This is a genomic window from Emticicia aquatica (assembly GCF_923079645.1).
Lineage (GTDB): Bacteria > Bacteroidota > Bacteroidia > Cytophagales > Spirosomataceae > Emticicia > Emticicia aquatica.
Window position 1 is genome coordinate 1,432,338 of record NZ_CAKLPY010000001.1, and the last position, 19,365, is coordinate 1,451,702.

17 protein-coding genes are annotated in these 19,365 nt (G+C 32.1%); 11 read left to right on the top strand and 6 right to left on the bottom strand.

Annotated elements, in window-relative coordinates; all coding sequences use genetic code 11:
* Window positions 1-63 precede the first annotated feature (63 nt).
* Window positions 64-477: a 6-pyruvoyl trahydropterin synthase family protein gene (locus MJQ71_RS06210; protein WP_238805528.1), complete on the bottom strand. Its 414-nt coding sequence runs from the start codon at window positions 475-477 to the stop codon at window positions 64-66.
* Window positions 478-638: 161 nt separating this feature from the next.
* On the opposite strand from MJQ71_RS06210, the gene rfaD reads away from it, so the two are divergent.
* A complete protein-coding gene (rfaD, locus tag MJQ71_RS06215; protein ID WP_238805529.1) occupies window positions 639-1,604 on the top strand; it encodes an ADP-glyceromanno-heptose 6-epimerase in 966 nt (321 codons plus the stop codon).
* Between the two features lie 151 nt (window positions 1,605-1,755).
* Window positions 1,756-3,546 carry a translation elongation factor 4 gene (lepA, locus tag MJQ71_RS06220; RefSeq protein WP_238805534.1) on the top strand — a complete coding sequence of 597 codons (1,791 nt, stop codon included), beginning with the start codon at window positions 1,756-1,758 and terminating at the stop codon, window positions 3,544-3,546.
* Between the two features lie 90 nt (window positions 3,547-3,636).
* Here lepA and MJQ71_RS06225 read toward each other — a convergent pair whose 3' ends face one another.
* Both MJQ71_RS06225 and MJQ71_RS06230 read right to left on the bottom strand, forming a co-directional pair.
* The gene (locus tag MJQ71_RS06225) at window positions 3,637-4,350 is read right to left on the bottom strand and encodes a glycosyltransferase family 2 protein (protein WP_238805535.1); all 714 of its coding nucleotides are present in this window, start codon (window positions 4,348-4,350) and stop codon (window positions 3,637-3,639) included.
* Window positions 4,351-4,357: 7 nt separating this feature from the next.
* Window positions 4,358-5,938, bottom strand: a complete 1,581-nt coding sequence (locus tag MJQ71_RS06230) for an ArnT family glycosyltransferase (RefSeq protein WP_238805536.1) — start codon at window positions 5,936-5,938, stop codon at window positions 4,358-4,360.
* Between the two features lie 523 nt (window positions 5,939-6,461).
* Here MJQ71_RS06230 and MJQ71_RS06235 point away from each other — a divergent pair.
* The 3 genes from MJQ71_RS06235 to hslV are packed head-to-tail and all read left to right on the top strand — an operon-like array spanning window position 6,462 to window position 9,167.
* Window positions 6,462-8,063, top strand: coding sequence for a dihydrolipoyl dehydrogenase family protein (locus MJQ71_RS06235; RefSeq protein ID WP_238805537.1), 1,602 nt, complete (start codon window positions 6,462-6,464; stop codon window positions 8,061-8,063).
* A gap of 15 nt (window positions 8,064-8,078) precedes the next feature.
* Window positions 8,079-8,630 (top strand): hypothetical protein, encoded by a 552-nt coding sequence (locus MJQ71_RS06240; RefSeq protein ID WP_238805539.1) that lies wholly within the window; start codon window positions 8,079-8,081, stop codon window positions 8,628-8,630.
* On the top strand, window positions 8,631-9,167 hold the full coding sequence (gene hslV, locus MJQ71_RS06245) for an ATP-dependent protease subunit HslV (RefSeq protein WP_238805541.1): 537 nt from the start codon (window positions 8,631-8,633) through the stop codon (window positions 9,165-9,167).
* Window positions 9,168-9,232: 65 nt separating this feature from the next.
* Here hslV and MJQ71_RS06250 read toward each other — a convergent pair whose 3' ends face one another.
* Genes MJQ71_RS06250 through MJQ71_RS06260 form a run of 3 tightly spaced genes read right to left on the bottom strand, consistent with a single transcriptional unit; the run spans window position 9,233 to window position 12,263 of the window.
* Complete coding sequence (locus MJQ71_RS06250; protein ID WP_238805544.1) at window positions 9,233-9,613, bottom strand: sugar 3,4-ketoisomerase; 381 nt, start codon at window positions 9,611-9,613, stop codon at window positions 9,233-9,235.
* A 48-nt stretch (window positions 9,614-9,661) separates the two neighbouring features.
* Window positions 9,662-11,527 carry a hypothetical protein gene (locus MJQ71_RS06255; RefSeq protein ID WP_238805547.1) on the bottom strand — a complete coding sequence of 622 codons (1,866 nt, stop codon included), beginning with the start codon at window positions 11,525-11,527 and terminating at the stop codon, window positions 9,662-9,664.
* Between the two features lie 19 nt (window positions 11,528-11,546).
* Window positions 11,547-12,263 carry a glucosamine-6-phosphate deaminase gene (locus tag MJQ71_RS06260; protein WP_238805548.1) on the bottom strand — a complete coding sequence of 239 codons (717 nt, stop codon included), beginning with the start codon at window positions 12,261-12,263 and terminating at the stop codon, window positions 11,547-11,549.
* A 92-nt stretch (window positions 12,264-12,355) separates the two neighbouring features.
* Between MJQ71_RS06260 and MJQ71_RS06265 the strand changes: the two genes are divergently transcribed.
* From MJQ71_RS06265 to MJQ71_RS06290, 6 genes are all read left to right on the top strand, one after another.
* The gene (locus MJQ71_RS06265) at window positions 12,356-12,529 is read left to right on the top strand and encodes a hypothetical protein (RefSeq protein ID WP_238805549.1); all 174 of its coding nucleotides are present in this window, start codon (window positions 12,356-12,358) and stop codon (window positions 12,527-12,529) included.
* Between the two features lie 186 nt (window positions 12,530-12,715).
* Entirely contained in the window at window positions 12,716-14,593 is a 1,878-nt protein-coding gene (locus MJQ71_RS06270; RefSeq protein WP_238805550.1) for a tetratricopeptide repeat-containing sensor histidine kinase, read from the top strand.
* A 137-nt stretch (window positions 14,594-14,730) separates the two neighbouring features.
* Complete coding sequence (locus MJQ71_RS06275) at window positions 14,731-16,500, top strand: tetratricopeptide repeat-containing sensor histidine kinase (RefSeq protein ID WP_238805551.1); 1,770 nt, start codon at window positions 14,731-14,733, stop codon at window positions 16,498-16,500.
* 94 nt (window positions 16,501-16,594) lie between these two features.
* The gene (locus MJQ71_RS06280; RefSeq protein ID WP_238805552.1) at window positions 16,595-17,239 is read left to right on the top strand and encodes a response regulator transcription factor; all 645 of its coding nucleotides are present in this window, start codon (window positions 16,595-16,597) and stop codon (window positions 17,237-17,239) included.
* A gap of 82 nt (window positions 17,240-17,321) precedes the next feature.
* A complete protein-coding gene (locus tag MJQ71_RS06285) occupies window positions 17,322-18,968 on the top strand; it encodes a tail fiber domain-containing protein (protein ID WP_238805553.1) in 1,647 nt (548 codons plus the stop codon).
* A 64-nt stretch (window positions 18,969-19,032) separates the two neighbouring features.
* A complete protein-coding gene (locus MJQ71_RS06290; RefSeq protein WP_238805555.1) occupies window positions 19,033-19,353 on the top strand; it encodes a LytTR family DNA-binding domain-containing protein in 321 nt (106 codons plus the stop codon).
* Window positions 19,354-19,365 lie beyond the last annotated feature (12 nt).

Genomic DNA, 19,365 nt, shown 5'->3' on the forward strand with positions numbered 1-19,365 from the left:
GTAATATTTGAATAATTACGATGCTAAAAATTAAAAAATATTCTATCATCTAAAATTCATTGATTAATTTTCACCAAAATACTCAACGAAATGATTGGCCGTTTCAACCAATTTTATTTTGTGCAATGTTCCATTACAATAATTTGGTACTATTGGATGTAAAATTTTCCAAATTTCGATGGCAAAATTCTCAGTACTAGGCAATTTATCTTTCAAAAAAGGAACATCAGTATTCAAAAAAGTATGGTCAACTTTATCAACAATTTCATTTTTCATGATTTTGCTAAGGTCTTTCAAATCCATCACAAAGCCAGTTTCTTCATTAATTTTGCCTTTTACAGTCACATAAAGTTCCCAATTGTGACCATGAATATTTGAGCAAAGACCAAATACTTCTCTATTTTTTTCCTTTGTCCATTTTGGATTATATAGTTGATGAGCTGCGTTAAAAGTCTCTCTTCTGGTAATGTAAATCATCCTTTTATTTATATTTTTCACAAATTTACCAACAAAATACTTCAAGTTGTTCAAATATGGGCTTTTTCTTAAAAAAGTACAATTTAATCAAAGTTTAGTGTATGGATTTGTATTGAGCAATGTTCTAATTTTGCAGACTATTTTTTCAATAGCATATATCTATGATAATTGTAACAGGTGCAGCAGGTTTTATTGGAAGTTGCTTGATTCAAAGATTGAATCAAGATAACTTTAATTTCATTATTGCAGTGGATGATTTCTCTAATCCTTTGAAAATGAGAAACTTAGCTGACAAGAAAATTCAAGAATTTGTTCATCGAGATAATTTCTTTGAATGGTTAGAAAAAAACCAAGCTGAAGTAGAATTCTGTTTTCATATTGGTGCCAGAACTGATACAACCGAATTTGACACCGAAATTTTCGACCGATTAAATCTAAATTATTCTAAGAAAATTTGGAAAAAATGCCATGAATTCCAAATTCCATTGGTTTATGCTTCATCAGCGGCAACTTATGGTGCAGGTGAATTAGGTTACGATGATAACGAATTATTGATTCCGAACTTAAAACCGTTAAATCCTTACGGTGATTCAAAGAATGACTTTGATAAATGGGCTTTGCTACAAAAAGATGCTCCATTTTTTTGGGCTGGATTGAAGTTTTTCAACGTTTATGGGCCAAATGAATACCATAAAGGACGTATGGCTTCGGTTATTTTCCATTCTTTTAATCAAATCAATAAAAATGGAAATATTAAACTTTTCAAATCTCATCGCCCAGACTACAAAGATGGTGAGCAAATGAGAGATTTTATTTATGTCAAAGATTTGGTGGATGTTTGTATTTTCTTGATGCACTCTCGCCGAAATTCTGGCATTTATAACTTAGGAACTGGAAAAGCCCGCACTTTTCTTGACCTTGCAAAAGCCACATTTACTGCCCTTAATTTAGCCCCAAATATTGATTTTATTGATACTCCCGAAGACATTCGTGACAAATATCAATATTATACGCAAGCTAATATGAGTAAATTACGCATGATTGGTTATAAAAAACCATTTACAAGCCTCGAAGATGCTGTAAATGATTATGTGACAAATTATTTAGTTGGCGAAAAATATCTTTAAAAATCTGCCTTTTTCTTTCTATTTTTGCAAAAATCAATAACAAATTGTTTGTTTGACAGGTTTTTAGCCTGTTGGGGCTTTATGTTGCCATTCAAAACAATCAAAATTTGTCAACAAACAGGTTCAAACCTGTTGTACATATAGGTACTTAATGAAAAATATTCGTAATTTTTGCATCATTGCACACATTGACCACGGTAAAAGTACACTTGCCGACCGTCTATTACAATTTACAGGTACAGTTTCAGGCCGTGATATGCAAGCCCAAGTGCTTGATGATATGGATTTAGAGCGTGAAAGAGGTATCACAATCAAAAGTCACGCAATCCAAATGAATTATCAATTTGAAGGACAAGAATATGTTCTAAACTTAATTGATACGCCTGGTCACGTTGATTTTAGTTATGAAGTTTCTCGTTCGATTGCAGCCTGTGAAGGTGCTTTGTTAGTTGTTGATGCTGCTCAAGGTATTGAAGCACAAACAATTAGTAATTTATTTTTGGCATTAGAACACGACCTCGAAATTATTCCCGTTTTGAATAAAATTGACTTACCAGGTGCAATGCCCGAAGAAGTTAAAGACCAAATCGTGGACTTAATAGGTTGTGACCGTGACTCAATTATACCTGCAAGTGCCAAAGAAGGAATTGGTATCAACGAAATATTAGCTGCAATTATACATAGAATTAAAGCTCCTGTAGGAAACCCTGCAGCAGAACTTCAAGCCCTAATTTTTGATTCAACATTTAATTCATTTCGAGGAATTGAAGTTATTTTCCGAGTAAAAAACGGGAGAATTAATAAAGGAGACAAAGTAAAATTTGTGGCAACGGGCAAAGAATATTTTGCTGATGAAGTTGGAATTTTACGTTTAACAAAAGAACCTCGTGATTATGTCGATTGTGGCGATGTAGGTTATATTATTTCAGGAATTAAAGTTGCTAAAGAAGTTAAAGTTGGTGATACAATTACCAATGCCTTGTTTCCAACCAAAGAAATGATTAAGGGTTTCCAAGAAGTAAAACCAATGGTTTTTGCTGGAATTTACCCAGTTGATACGACAGAATTTGAAGATTTGCGTGATGCCATGGAAAAGTTGCAACTCAATGATGCAGCTCTAATTTGGGAACCAGAAACATCGGCTGCTTTGGGCTTTGGATTCCGCTGTGGTTTTTTGGGAATGCTTCACATGGAAATTGTGCAAGAACGACTCGAAAGAGAGTTTGATATGACTGTTTTGACGACAGTTCCATCTGTAAAATTCCATGTTATAGACAAGAAAAGTGAATTGTTGGAAGTTTCTGCACCGTCAGAAATGCCCGACCCAAATGTTATTAATTGGATTGAAGAACCTTTTATTAATGCTCAAATCATAACTGCAGCCGATTATGTTGGGCCAATCATTGGTTTATGTATGGATAAACGTGGTCTTTTGAAAAACCAAGTTTATTTGACTGCCACACGGGTTGAATTAACATTTGAATTACCACTTTCGGAAGTTGTGTTTGATTTCTTTGATAAATTAAAAACTATTTCACGTGGCTATGCTTCTCTTGATTATCATTTAATTGGTTATCGAGAATCTTCATTAGTTAAACTTGATATTTTATTAAATGGTGAGCCTGTTGATGCACTTTCAGCCATTGTTCACCGTGATAAAGCTTACGATTGGGGCAAGAAATTATGCGAGAAATTAAGAGAATTACTTCCTCGTCAACAATTTGATATTGCTATTCAAGCCGCTATCGGTGCAAAAATTATTTCAAGAGAAACTGTAAAAGCATTAAGAAAAGACGTAACAGCCAAATGTTACGGTGGTGATATTTCTCGTAAAAGAAAATTATTGGAAAAACAAAAGAAAGGCAAAAAACGTATGCGTCAAATCGGAACGGTAGAAGTTCCTCAAGATGCATTTATGGCTATTTTGAAAATAAATAATTAAATTTATCTCCCATCAAAAACTAAAGGCATGGAAAATAACATTCCAGGCCTTTAGTTTTTTACAATCACAGGATAATCTTTTTTTAATCAGTCAAAAACCATATTTTAAGATACAATACAAGGCTCTAAAACCATCTTTCCAATTTATTTTTTTTCCTTCTTCATAGGTTCTTCCATAATACGAAATCCCTACTTCATAAATACGAATTCTCGGAATTTTAGCAATTTTGGCAGTTACTTCTGGCTCAAATCCAAATCTTTTTTCTCTCAATTCAAGGCTTTGAACCATCTTGGTATTAAACAATTTATAACAAGTTTCCATGTCTGTTAGGTTTAAATTATTAAACATATTGGAAAAAAATGTCAACAATTTATTCCCTATTGTATGCCAAAAAAACAGGATTCTATGTGGATTTCCACCCATAAATCGAGAGCCAAAAACTACATCTGCATGTCCATCAAGTACAGGTTTGAGTAAAATATTAAACTCCTCAGGGTCATATTCTAGGTCTGCATCTTGAACAATCAAAAATTCACCACTTGCAACCTTAATTCCTGTGTGAAGAGATGATCCTTTGCCTTTATTTATCTCATGTTTAAGGTAAATAATAGTTGTTGTTGAGTTACTTTTAAATCTTAAAATTTCGCTTTCGGTATCATCAGACGAACAATCGTTAACGACAATTATTTCTTTTTCAATTCCACCTATCAATTGTACTTCTGAAACTTTTTGTAAAACACTCTGAATGGTTTTCTCTTCATTATAGGCAGGAATAATGATTGATAATTTCTTAATTAGTGGCATTTAGTTTTTAGTGCTTATTTATATTTTTTAAAGGTGTAAAAATAAATAAATCTGAACTATTAATGACGTTTTTTTTGTAATTATTAACTATTTTTAATGTGTCTGGAGGCGTAGAAGTGAAAAATAGGACTGCATCAAAATTCATATTTGTACTATCTAAAGATTTAGTTTGATTAAACATTTGTACTGGATAAAATTTTGATTTATGTCTCAAATTATACATAATCGGATACAAAATATCATTGCCATATTTTTCTTCAGATTTCACAGCAATTGTTTTAAAATTCTTCTTCTGTAAATATTTTATTACTGCCTGCATTTGATTGCCTTTTTCTTCTTGCATTGTATAAAATTGAGCTATCCTAGATTCTGAAAAATAAACATTCGATGTTAATGGTGGAAATTTAATAATGGGTCGATTAAAACAAAACAATGAAAAAGTTATTGCTGAAATACCTATGAGTAAAACAATTGGCTTTGAAAACTTATATTGTTCGATAAAAAAAGCAATCGGAATACTCATTAACAAAAATACTGGAATATGAAGCCTTGAATGCCATAATTGCCACTTAATCTGAAAGCAAAAAAGTAAAAATGAAAAAATCCCAAAAAAAGTAATGGCTTTTAAAGTTGTATTTCTTGATTTAAACACAAAAGTCAATGCAGGAATTATGAGAAGAATATGTAATAAATTGCCAGCATTATCTTCTGTCATTCCAAGCATCGGTAAATCGAAAGGACAAAAAGATGTAGCTGGGTCATTTACACTTACATTCAAAATGCTTTGATGTAAAAAATAGATTATTTTTTCTGCTATCAAATGAATTCCAGGAAATGTAAAATGTAAACTTAGATTTCTAAATACTACCGATAAAAAACTTGAAATAGTATGCGATTGATTGTTATAAACGTAAAATAATTCTTTAGAAACCCCCAATGGTGAACCAATTAATACGTAATTCCTATAATAAAATGATAAACAAATTGTTAAAAATGGGATAACAAGAAGCATTAAAAATTTCAATTGTTGAATAAACTTTACTTCCTTATTATAGATTTTTATCAATTTCATTATTCCCCAAAACATACAAATAGGAAACAAAAAAACGTAAGCTGTGCCTTTTGTCAGGATTGCTTCACCAATTGAGATTCCGCTCAAAAAGGCTGATGTTGATTTATTTTCTTTAAGGTTTTTTAGTAAATGTAAAGCCGTCATAATAATAAAAAAAGCAACAACAACATCATTCTGAGTTGAAGAAGATTGCAAAATTAGCATAGGAATAGTTCCTGCAATAAATAAACTTAGCTGCTGAACTTTCTTATTTGCACCTGCAATTTCCGCTAATAAACTAACGCCTAAACACGCCCCAATAGCAAATAACCATTGAATAATAAAGCTGAAAGTATCAGAATCTTTAAGCAGCCTAAACTGCAAAATCATATATTCTGCTAGCGGCGGTTGGTATAGCATTCGGTCTGTTTGTGTTGCAAAATAATTTACATTTTTATGTTGCAACCAAAATTCAATCCGAGTAAGATGATAAACTGTCGAGTCGATAGTGTTTGGAGCATAAAGAATTCCAGACAAGAAAGTAAATAAAAAAACACTACCCAAAAGAACAATAGTTGGCTGAATTTTTAGGTTAACAAACTCAATTTTAGGTAGTTTTTTTCTATTATTGAAAAGATAAAAAATTGAAAATAAAGTGGGAAATAGCCAAAAAATAAAGCATACATACCATGCAATCGCATCGAAAAAACCAAACAATTCAACAAAAAACCAGCTTAAGAAAGCAAACAATTGCAAAGACAAACAAAACGACAAACGCCAAGAGTAATTCGTAAAGATTTTTATTGATAAAAAAAAATTGAATAAAAAGAAGATTAATAGCAACATAGTTGGTGTTTTTTTGATTATTTATGGGTAAAAAAAGGCAAAATAAAACTTATTACAAACTTTCTTATTAGTTTTTTAAGGACATACAAAACTTTGTTATAATTTTGAGGATTGAAGCGGGAAGTCTCTCATCGAAACTCCGTCCAGCGGTATTGCCGCCAAGCGGAATACCGCCCATAATGATACTATCCAAAATCTAAGCAAATTTTTAAAAATGGCAGAAGTAATCAGAATGCCCAAAATGAGTGACACCATGACTGAGGGTGTTATTGCGGCATGGAACAAAAAAGTTGGTGATGTTGTAAAATCAGGTGATATTTTAGCAGAAGTTGAAACTGATAAGGCTACAATGGATATGGAGTCTTATTATGACGGTACGCTACTTTATATAGGCGTTGAAAAAGGGCAGTCAGTTCCTGTAGATGCAATCATGGCAGTAATTGGAAAACCAGGCGAAGATTTTCAAGGTCTGCTTAATGGCGTTTCTGCTGCTACTGTAACAGAAGCTGCTCCAGTAGTTCAGGAAACACCGCCAGTGGCTACTGCTCCAGCAGTTGACACTTCTAACATTAAAGCAAAAGTTGTTACAATGCCTCTTTTGAGTGATACCATGACTGAAGGTGTTATTCATACATGGCTAAAGAAAGTTGGTGATAAAATTAAATCTGGTGATATTTTGGCTGAAATCGAAACTGATAAAGCCACTATGGAATTGGAAGCATACGAAGATGGCACTTTATTATATGTAGGTGTAGAAGCGGGTCAGGCCGCTAAAATAAATGCTGTCATTGCAGTTATTGGTGAGGAAGGTGCTAATTATCAAGCTTTGCTTAATGGTTCTGCTGCTCCAACTACAGCTCCTGCTAAAGAAACGGTCGCTGCACAAGCACCAGTAGCAACAGAAGCCCCCAAAGCAGCACCAGTACAAGTCTCAAGCAGTAATTCAAGAATATTAGCTTCCCCATTAGCTAAGAAAATTGCCGAAGAAAAAGGCGTTCAATTGGCCGACATTAATGGTAGTGGTGAAGGTGGTAGAATTATCAAATCTGACGTTGACAATTTCAAACCAAAAGCCAAAGAATCAGCATCGAGTACTGCTGCTGCAATTACTACTGCTGCCGCAGGTGTTGAAAGTTACGAGGAAATAGGCTTAACTCAAATGCGTAAAGCAATTGCAAGAAGCTTAGCTGAGTCACAATCTACTGCTGTTGATTTCCAATTAACAATGGAAATTTGCATGGATAAAGCTATTCAAGCAAGAGAAGTGATGAATGAAGTCTCACCAGTGAAAATTTCATTCAACGATATGGTTTTGAAAGCCTGTGGCGTTGCATTAAAGAAACATCCAAACGTAAACTCTTCTTGGAGAGAAGACCATATTAGACGCAATCATCATGTGCATATCGGTATGGCAGTTGCTATTCCAGAAGGATTAGTAGTTCCAGTTATTCGTTTTGCAGATACGTTGCCTTTATCAGTTTTGGCAGCAACTACTAAAGATTTAGGTGGAAAAGCTAAAAATGGCAAACTTCAACCAAAAGACTGGGAAGGAAATACTTTCACGGTCAGTAATCTTGGAATGTTTGGTATTGAACAATTTACTTCAATTATTAACAATCCGAAAAATGAATCTTGCATTCTTTCTGTTGGCGGAATCAAAGAAATTGTAGCAGTTAAAAACGGTCAATTCTATGCAACTAATGTGATGAAAGTAACACTTACTTGCGACCATCGTGTTGTAGATGGTGCCACAGGTGCTGCTTTCTTGGTAACCCTTAAACAGTTACTTGAAGAACCTTATAAATTATTGGTTTAGAATTAAAATACATTCATGAAAAATATAAATCCTCCGTATAGTTGGTTAACAATCTCTCTATGGGGGATTTGTTTTATCTCATATTTTGCTGTTTCTGCTCAGATAAAAGAAACGCCGAAACAACGTTTAACAGCTTTTATAACTTGGTATGGAAAAACTGACCAAGTTCCATTTGAAGGTGATTGTTTTGAAGCAGATGGGGTTGATATTACAAAAATTGATATGAAATGTATTCAAAAATATATTCAATCAATTGAGAAAACTGGCCTTTTTTCAAGTCTTTATATTAAAGGACTACAGCAAGAATTTATTGCAAAACAGGCCCAAATTAAGAAAAATGGTTATGCAGAAGGAATTGATTATGATAGATATACACTTTCGCAAGACCCACCAAGTGATAAAGATTTGCAGTATGCTTTGAATAATAATTCTTTTACGACCATAAGCAACACAAAAGCCAAAGTAACAATTAACGTCAAAAAGCCCTACAAAATTACTTATATCTACTCAATGGATTTGGAAAGTAATGTTTGGAAAATAACTAAAATAGAATCGAAGGAAAAATAAATGCAAAAAATACACGCAACCACCGTTCTTGGTGTGATTCATAATGGTAAAGTTGCTCTTGGTGCTGATGGACAAGCAACAATGGGAAATACAGTTGCTAAAAGCAATGTACGTAAAGTAAGAAAACTATATGGTGGTAAAATATTAGCAGGATTTGCTGGGTCAACAGCAGATGCATTTACATTGATTGAAAGGTTTGAAGAAAAACTCAATGCCTACGGAGGAAATATGAAACGAGCTGCCATTGAGTTAGCAAAAGATTGGCGGACTGACCGTTTTTTACGGAAATTAGAAGCAATGTTGATAGTGGCAAATGAAAGCGAAATGCTTATCATTTCAGGCACAGGTGATGTTTTAGAACCCGACAATCAAATTGCTTCTATTGGCTCTGGAAGTATGTATGCTCAATCGGCGGCAATTGCATTAAAAAGACACGCAGATACATTAACAGCCGAGCAAATTGTGCAAGAAGGTTTGAATATTGCAGCCGATATTTGTATTTATACTAATCACAATATTATTATAGAAACGCTCTAATTATAAGATTGTTAATTCTATAAAAAAGCCGAATGAAAATTTTCATTCGGCTTTTTAGTTGTCATTTATGAGTTGACTAAAGTTTCATACTTTTCATAAATATAGTCTTCTTTTTCATAAAATCTATCGGAAAGAACCAATAATACGGCATTTTCAGAAAAATCATACATTGAATGCCAATCTTTCGGTTCTAATAAAAGACATTTTTCAGGTGAATCAAGTTCGAAAGTTTGCTCTTCAACTCCATCGTGAATATAAACTTTACAAGTACCATTCACACAAGTCAATGCATTGTAAGCAAGTTTATGACGATGCCCCCCTCTAATTTGGTTTTCAGCATTATAAATATAGAAAATCCTTTTTATTCCATTTTCAAGAATTTTTTCAAAAACTGTTAAACTTCCTTTTTCGGATAAAAATGTTTGTAGTTGTAGTAGTTTGGCCATATTATATTGGGTAAGGTATTTTATTGGGCTATTTTATAAAACTAATAATCAGCAACCGCATGGATAATGTATGAGTTTTGCTTTTGAGGCATTCATAAGCTTCTCCCAACCTTTCGGGCGAGGAATAAAAACTACTTTCCCTGCACCAGGATATACTGTTGAATGGGTTGGTTTACCGATATTTTCAATAATTTGTTGATACATTTCTTTTGGTATTAAATCAACACAAACGTTTATACCAACAAAATCATTGTATTGAAAATACTTAACAAAATGCTCAAGTTGTTGACTATCAAATGTATTTATGATTTTTGAAGCAAATTGCCAACTATTTGTATCAGGCTTCATCCAATTACCAATACCTCCGTTTACAAATCCTTTGATTGCCGACTCATGTACATGGCTATAATAACCGCCAATAACTTTCTTTTCATGAAATCTTCTGAGTGCGTAAACATTACAAGTTTTTGTAAAAATTGGACATAAATTCTCTTTTAAACCAGTGCCATCGCCGCCAACGATACAAAAAGGAAAATCCATTATTGCTTCTCCTTTTTGCTCTTTTATATGATGCATATATGCAAAAAAATCTTTATCAAACTCAAAAGGTTTTTGGCTAAATCTAAATTTATAAACTACTGACACTTCTAACACTAAAATAGTTGTAATAAGGAAGAAAAAAAGTTTTTTAAACGGTATTGTTTTAAAGTTAATTGGCAGAAAAAAGCAACTAAAAATAACTGGTAAAATTGAGGTAAACCTCGAAGGAACCCGATTATATGCCCCCCACGGAAATATTTTTAATGTTGGAATTTTATTGGGATGGTAAAAAGTTGAAATGATTAAAAGTATAATCAACGGCAGAAAAACCAACCAATATTTTTTACGATTTCTGAAAAATCCAACTATTCCCAAGAATAAACAAAACCATCCTGGACTTCCAGAACCTAATCCTTCGGGCATATCTTTCAGAAATTCAATCAGAGGATTAGGCAATGCACTAAAATACGGAAAATATGGCAAAAGCATTCGTAATGGATGACTCCAAAAATGGGGAGCATTGGCTTCGTCAAGATGAAAAGTTTTTGCCTCAAAATAAATTTGAAGTACTAAAGGCAAGTAAAAAAACAATAAAATAATAAATGGAATAGCAAGAATAAAGAACAACAATGGTGCCTGCTTAAGCTCCTTTATCCAAGCGAATAGGTAGTTTTTCAGCTGAAAATCACTCTTAATATACCGTTTTATGAAAACAATTAATACAAAAACAAAACTTATTACAAAGCTATTAAGTGCAAATCCACAAATATAACCAAGATTCATTCCGAGTGTTGTAATCAATAAAAAAGCTTTTAGAAAAACCCATTTTAGAGAAATACTTTCATTGAAAATTATACGCTTTACAAGAATAAAATCAGTAAATAGGCTCAAAATAGCCCAATGAATCGTACTATGATTGAAATGATGCGGATACTTATTTAAAGCATAAAAGTTTAAAAATGTAACAACAAAACCCACAAAAAAGGCTTTATATTCACCAAATTCTTTCTTCAAAAGTATAAATGTGCCTAAAAAAGAGACAATTAAACTAAGAATATAGTATAAGTTTAACCATGGCCCATGTCCAAAAAATTTATAAAAAAAAGCAAACCAATAATTGCTTTCTAATGACCAATCAGAAAAAACTTGTGTTGTTCCAAATGGATAGAATGTTTGATTATGATTGAAGATTAGTTGTGGAAATGGCTTAAAACTAATATTTTCTGACAAATAATAGCCAACATATTCCCATTCATCTACATCTCCTCCACCAGACAATGGCATCGTGAAGTTCCGAATAAAAAAAACTCCATAAAGAATTGGGAGTAAAATGCAAAGAGCGACAAATATATAATTTACTTTTTTTGAATTCATGGACTAGACATTGCTGTTTTTAGAGTAAACTTGCTGCAGGTTCGTCAATCCAAACAAATGCATTTTTATGTAATTTAAAAATCGTTGCTGGCAAATCTACATTTGGTTCTGTTTGGTTCATTTGTTTCAAAACTTCAGCTTTTCTTTCACCAGTTGCAATCAAAATAGCTATTTTTGCTTCCAATAAATGTTTCAAACCAATCGTAATACCATGTGTAAGTGTAGTATTTTCGGTGAAATATTTTTGTCCTACTGTAACCGTAATTTCGGCAAGTTCAGAGACGTGACAATAATTATCAAAACTTGTTCCAGGTTCATTTAAGCCAATGTGACCATTTACTCCAACACCAACAATTATTAAATCGGCTCCACCTTTTTCAAATAATAGGTCATCTACTCTTTTACATTCAGCTTGTAAATTATCCGTAATAGAATCAAAAAAAGTATATTGATTGGGATTAATTTTTAATGGTTTTAATAAATTTTCTTCCACAATAAACCTACAACTGCCCACACTTGTAGCTGGAATTCCAACCCATTCATCAAGACCAACAATCGTAACTTGTTCAAAATCAGCAGGATTGGCCAGTTCAACTATTTTTTTGTAGGTCAAAACTGGCGTATCACCTGAGGTCAGTATAAGTGTAGCATCTGGCTTGCTTTTTACTAAATTAATGATAAAATTAGCCGTATGAATCGCTAATTGCTCAGAATTCTGAAAAGTTTCTATTTGCATAAAATGTTAGTTATAAATTGCTAAATGACAAATTAGGATGATTTGGATTTGTAAATTTCAAAAATAAATAATAAAATTAGCAACTTTTATTCATGTACAATTCATTAAAAGTTTACAATGCTATGAAAAAATTCACTTTTATTCTAATTTTTCTTGCTTTTGGAGTATTCTCCTGTCAAGATGAAGCAAATGTAAAACCTAAAACAAATGCTTCAGGTAAACAAGGTGATACAGTAAATCATATCAATGATGGTCCAGGTAGTTGAACTAAAAATGTAAATGCGAAACCCTTGTCAATATTATTGACAAGGGTTTTGTGTTTTATTGAAATTCACACATCAAAGTCATTTCTTTTATAATATCGCTACTATATTCCATGAGTTAAACAACTGATTATCAATTATTTGAATTAAAAAATACAATAAAACCTTGTTTATTAATTTATTATAGTCATGAAAAAAATAATCTGTTTAATTCTATGCCTACTGACTATTGATATTTTTGGCGAAGTCCCCAAAAGCCTTGATTCGCTTGAGAAATACATAAAAACTATGCCCAAAGATAGTAATATGATTTTGGCATGGAAAAATACAGCATTTTTATATATCAATAATGCTCAATATCAACGGGCTGATTCGTTGGCTAATTTAGTAGAAAATTTAGCTCAAAAAATTAATTATCCCAAAGGAATATATTATTCTTTAATTATTAGAGGTAGTATAGCCACTATAAATTCTGAGATAGAAAAATCTCTGAATTTATATTTAAAAAGCAATGAAATTGCCGAAAAAAGTCTTTCAAAAGATTTTATAGTGACATCTCTTTCAGACATTGCTCTCGCCTATCGGAATTTAGGAAATAAAGATAAAACCATGCAATATGCTCTAAAAGCCATTGAAATTCAAGAAAAGGCCAATTTGAAAAAATTAAACGAAAGCCCTTATGGCCTAGTTGCTTCTGTATTAAAAGGCTATAAAAAACTGCCAGAAGCAATAAAATATGCCACAAAAGCCTTAGAAATTAGTACTAAAAACAAGAATTTGAAAGGTATGGGCATTCAAGAAAATCGTTTAGGAAATATTTATGACGACATGGACAGCCTTCATAAAGCCCTTTCTCATTATTTGAAAGGTTTAGATTACGCAAGGAAAGCAAACTATTTACTTCTTCAAACTGATTTATTGGTAAATGTCGGGCGTACTTATTCAAATCTTGGAAATCCCAAAAAAGGTGAGCCTTATTTATTAGAAAATGAACAATTATGTATTAAGTTAAAATCTCCAGTTGGGTTACAAACTGCTTATGGAGTTTTAGGTGAGTATTATTGGGAACTAAAGGATTTATCGAATGCAAAAAAATATCTAAACGAAGCTTACAAATTGAATTCAGAAGTTGATAATATATCTGAAAAAATTTATTCAACCGAAATATTAGCTAATTATTATGCCGATATAAATGACTATAAAAATGCTTTTAAGTTAATACAGGAATCGAATGTACTAAAAGATTCAAGTGCAAAAATAGAATCTGAAGAACTTTCAAGGGATTTACTTACAAAGTATGAAACTGAAAAGAAAGAAACGCAAATAAAGTTGTTGAATGAAGAAACTAAAAATGCAAATTTTCAAAAAAACGCTTACTTAATTGGTGGACTTTTCACTATAATATTGGCTGGATTTATAGTTTTTTCACTACAAAATAGAAATAAGTTAAAGTATTTCGAAGCACAACAAAATTTAAGAAACCGAATAGCTGCCGACCTCCACGATGAAATCGGTAGTACTTTGAGCAGTATTTCAATTTTGTCAGAAATTGTGGCATTTCAACAAAAAAAGAAAGAATATAAACCTGAAATTATGCTGCAAGTAAGTAATGACGCCCGTGATGTAATTGATAAAATGGACGATATTATTTGGACAATAAATCCTGAGAATGATGACTTTTATAACCTTGAAACTCGAATAAAGTCTTTTTCCATTCCTTTGTTTGAATCGAAGGACATTGATTTTAAATTTGATTTTTCTCCAGAATTGGAAACAATTAAAATTGACATGGGTAAACGTCGGGATATTTATTTGATTTTGAAAGAAGCTATCAATAATTTGGTTAAGTATAGTCAATGCAAAAATGCAACGATTAAGGGTTCATTTGTAGATAACAAGCTGATAATAAGCACAATAGATGATGGAATTGGTTTTGAAACAAATATTGAATCATTAAGAAACGGACAAAAAAACATGAGCGTTAGAGCTAGTAAAATTGGGGCTGACTTTAAAATTGAAAGTAAGATTGGTCATGGAACAACTGTAAATTTGGAAATTATTTTATGAATGGTCAAGCTCTGAAAAAACAATTAAAGATAAGTAATATCAAAAAGATTATTACTTTTTTCATTATCCTTCTATCCAATGCTACTATTTGTTGGGCAAATAGTCAATCAGATTCTCTAAATACGCTTCTGAAAAAAATGCCTAAAGACACTAATTATGTTAGGACAGCAGAACGATACGTATGGCAACTAATGAACCCTTTGGATGATGTAAAAAAAGCGGACTCTGTTATTAAGGAAACAGAAAAGCTTGCTCTAAAAATAAAAGATTATGAGGGTTATGCACGCTTGCATTGGTACGCTGGATTATTGAAATACCGAAATATAGAACCTTATGAGGCACTAAAATACATTGAGAAAGTTGAAGTAATGATTAATAAATATCATCTTTCTAATCATCTTTTACAAAAAGTTTATACATTATATGGTTCGTGTTACAATCATATTAATGAATTTGAGAAAGCCTTGAAATACTATTATAAAGCAATAGAATTGACAGAAAAATACAATCTGCGTGAATATATCACACAAGCATATTTAGGTGTCTATGAAATTTATCAAATTTCAGATATGGCAAAAGCACTTACCTACATTAAAAAAATTCAAGAAGCAACCTATAAAGACACCGACTATTCGATGCGGTTTTTAGGTGAACATGCACTCTTCAACTATGGAATAATTATAAAAGATTTTAACTATGCACTTGAGCATTTAAAAAAATCAGAACACTTTGCCATCAAGTATTGTCGAAAATCAATGATTATTAATTGCTGGGTGGGTTATGGACATCTCTATGCTTATTTAAACAATCTTGACGAGGGTTTAGTATATTTATATAAAGCAAAAAAACTGGCTGAAGAATTAAATATAGATGTTAGAAAGGCCCAAGTGTATGGTGGACTGGGTCACTACTTTTTGCTACAAAAAAAATATAAAGAATCAGAAATGTATTTCTTAAAAATGCTTGAATTAAGTAAAAAAGACAATTTTGGTTTAGGACAAAAGGAAGTTTATGAAGTACTCAGTGAAATTGCCGTAAAAACAAATAATTATCGTAAAGCCTATAATTATCAAAGCCTAGCACATACAATTAATGATTCTTTATTCTCCTCAAACTTAGCTTCTAAAATAAATAAGCTCGAAAAAGAAAAACAGGACGCAAATATAAAAGTACTTGAATTGTCAAACAAGAATTCTGTATTTCAACGAAATATCATTCTTTTTACAGGAATTTTAAGCCTTATGTTTGCGATTGTGATAATTATTCTAATTCTAAACCGTAATAAATTAAAACGATTCAAAGAAGAACAAATTCTCAGAAATCGAATTGCAGCAGATTTGCATGATGAAATTGGCAGTACATTGAGCAGTATTTCAATTTTGTCAGAATTGGTAGCCTATCAACAAAAAAAAGGTGATTTTGAGCCAGAAATAATGCAACAAGTAAGTAATGATTCAAGAGAAGTGATTGATAAAATGGATGATATTATTTGGACAATCAATCCAGAAAACGATGCGTTTTATAACCTTGAAACTCGTTTAAAATCTTTTGCAATACCATTATTTGAGTCGAAAGACATTGAATTCAAATTTGAATTTTCACCAGAACTTGAATCAGTTAAAATTGACATGGGTAAACGTCGTGATATTTATTTAATATTAAAAGAAGCCATAAATAATTTAATTAAATATAGTCAATGTAAAAATGCTATTATCCAAGGAACAATTTTTAATAATAAATTGATAATGAGCGTGATAGATGATGGAATTGGTTTTGAAACAAATGCTAATTTAGGAAAAAATGGACAAAAAAATATAAAAAATAGAGCTAAAAAAATTGGTGGCAGATTATTAGTTGATAGCATTATTGGCAAAGGAACACTAGTAAAATTAGAAATTACTCTATAATGATTTAAAATTTGTATGCCATCAATTTATAAAACCATATATTTATTCGATTGTCATTTACATTAAAAAGTGTTCAATTTGCTATCCAAACATTATGAGCGAAACAGTGATAAAAGTTGCACTTTACGAAGATAACGACACCCTGCGAACAAGTCTAAGTCATTTACTTCAAAGTTCGGAAGAATTCAATTTTTTGGGTTCATATAATTCGCCTGTCGATATTATCCAAAATTGTAACAATACAATGCCTGATGTTATTTTGATGGATGTTGATATGCCATTAATGAATGGAATTGATGCCACAAAACTCGTTAAAGAGCAATTTCCACAGATAAATATTTTGATACTAACTGTCTTTGAAGACAAAGAAAAACTATTTAGTGCTTTACAAGCAGGAGCATCTGGCTATCTTTTAAAAAAATCAAAAATCATAGAAATTATTGAAGCCATCCATGAAATTTATCACGGCGGTTCACCGATGACACCCGCAATTGCACGTAAAGTCTTAGAGTATTTTACGATTCCAAAAATAATCAAAAACGAAGAAAATAATCTTTCAGAAAGGGAATTAGTCATTTTAAAATGCTTAGTTGATGGCGATAGTTATAAAATGATTGCCTCAAATTGCTATATAAGTATGGGAACTGTGCGTAGCCACATCAATAATATCTATAAAAAACTACACGTAAACTCAAAATCAGAGGCAGTTGTAAAAGCATTGAAGGATAAATTGGTTTAAGAAAAATCATATATTTATTCGATTGACGAGTATTGATTGATTGTAGAAATTTGCAAAGTAACCAATCAAACTCGTTATACCCATGAAAAAGATTTTTATATTCTCACTTTTCGCTCAAATATCTTTAGCTCAGAACGCAGTCGAAATTGCAAATAATAGTATCAGAGTAATTAGTAACTCCTTAGGTTATGGATTGCATAGCACAAGTACAGGCTCTTTCGGGACTGCTGGGGTTTTTGAAAATACTTCTGGAGCAGGTATTTCATCAGCTTTGGTTGCTTCAAATGCTGGTTTTGGTTCCGCAATATATTCAACCAATTTCGGTATTGGAGCTTCGGGCGTTTTTCAAATCTCCAATGCTATATCAATTGCTACAAGTTTAGTTGCACGAACAAACGGGTTAGGTTCCTCAGGCTTATTTGAGACCACACTTAATACCAACACAAAACCAACACTATCGAGCCTATCCAATAGTAATAATTACACTTTTCAAGCCATAAATAGTGGTACAGGCATTAATGGTGGAACTGCAGGATATTTTGAAAACTCTAGTGCATCAAACTTTACCCCTGCTTTGATTGTAAAAAACAATGGTGGATATAATGCCGCTTCATTTAGTATCGATAACATAAGTAATTCTAATGACGTTATTGTTGCTACGACAACGGGAACTGGCTCGGCTGCAAGACTTCAATCAAATGGTTCTAATCCTACTTTGGATATCATTCAATTGGGAGGCGGAAGAGGCATAAATAGTTATTCTACTGGAATAGCTGGATATTTTAATAGTAGTTCAAGCTATTCAATCATAACAAGTTCGGGTAATGTAGGGATTGGTACTATAACACCCGACAAGGCTGGTTTAGTTGTCAATACAGTGGTAGGGAGTACACCAGCCATATTTGGAGAAAATACCGCAGGCGTTGGATTGGATGTAGCTTGGCCTGGAATATCCTTTAATGGTTACTATAATGTAGGACGTAAACCTTTAGTAGATGGATTTGTGGGCGGTATGAGTATGGACCCAACCAATGGTTTGATTCGAATATATAATTCTGCAGCAAGCGGAACAGCTAATACTAATATCTCACAATTTGACAGAGTATATATCAATAATCAAGGTAAAGTCGGCATAGGCGTTTCATCGCCTGACCAACTTCTTGATGTAAATGGAAGAGCCAGAATAAGACATAATACCTTCACAGCTGGTATCTGGATGAGCAATAGTCTCAACAGTATTAATGGAGCTGATGGTGCATTTTATGGAATGAAAAACGATACCGAAGCTGGAATTTATATTGGAAATGCATGGCGATTTTCGGTAAACAATGCAGGTAATGTATCCGTTGGAGGGACAGTCACAGCTTCATGTGGTGTTTTGGTTTGCTCTGATTTGAGATATAAGAAAAACATTACTTCTCTCAACAATTCATTGGAAAATATTCTCCAAATAAACGGTGTACGTTATGATTTTAAGAGAGAAGAATTCCCCGAAAGAAATTTCTCAGATAAAAATCAGATTGGTTTCATTGCTCAAGAAATTGAAAAATTATTCCCAGAAATGGTATTTACAGACGAAAAAGGCTATAAATCAGTTGATTATGCAAAGTTTACGCCTGTACTTGTGGAAGCAATTAAAGAATTGAAAAAGGTGAATGATGAATTAAAGTCCAAAAATCATTCACTTGAAAACCGTTTAGATAAAATAGAAGCTATGCTAAGTAAATAAAATTATCCTAGATTTCTGAATCATATTATTTACATAAAATTGGGTTGATAATTAAAATAATGAGATGCAAAACAAGCCAAATCCAAAACATTCTCAACTTATTCAAAATGTTCCAAATCAGGTAATTAGGCTTGAAGGTGTTGAAAATTATACTAGATTTATTTTTGATGATGGTAGTTCAAAATTGATGTCATATACTCTAAAAAAATATGATTCAAAACTAAATTTCCCATTTGTAAGAGTAAATAAATCTTGTATTGTTAACTTCAATTTTTGTTTGAGTCTGTGTCAAATAAACAAAAGAATTCAACTTATTGATGGTTCGGAAATTCAGATTTCACGGAGAAGGTTTGAAGAAGTTTTAAAAAATGTTGTACTAATCTAAATTCAAAATATT